The organism is Streptomyces sp. P17, from assembly GCF_032436805.1.
GTDB lineage: Bacteria > Actinomycetota > Actinomycetes > Streptomycetales > Streptomycetaceae > Streptomyces.
Genome location: NZ_JAVRBF010000849.1, coordinates 1 through 270 on the forward strand (window position 1 = coordinate 1; position 270 = coordinate 270).

General features: G+C 67.8%; 1 protein-coding gene. It reads right to left on the reverse strand.

Annotated features, from left to right (window positions below; genetic code table 11):
• On the reverse strand, positions 1-259 hold a 259-nt coding region (locus RMT89_RS43205), incomplete at its 3' end, for a class I tRNA ligase family protein (RefSeq protein WP_315889231.1).
• Positions 260-270: the final 11 nt, after the last annotated feature.

The following is a 270-nucleotide window of genomic DNA, read 5'->3' on the forward strand; positions in this document are numbered from 1 at the left end:
GCTCAACGTTATAGGTCATCGGCACGCCGTGGCGCAGCGCAAGCTGATAGTCGTCGTCGCCATGGCTTGGCGCGGTATGCACGAACCCGGTGCCCGCGTCATCGGTCACATGATCGCCGGGCAGGAGCGGCACGTCGAAATCCCACTCGCCCGCGCCGCCCTCGACCCCCCGATAGGGGTGGGCAAGGGTGAGGCCGGCCAGCTCCTCTGCCGACACATCGCGCAGGCGCTTAAAGCCGGTGACTTTCGCCGCCGCCATCACACCCTCGG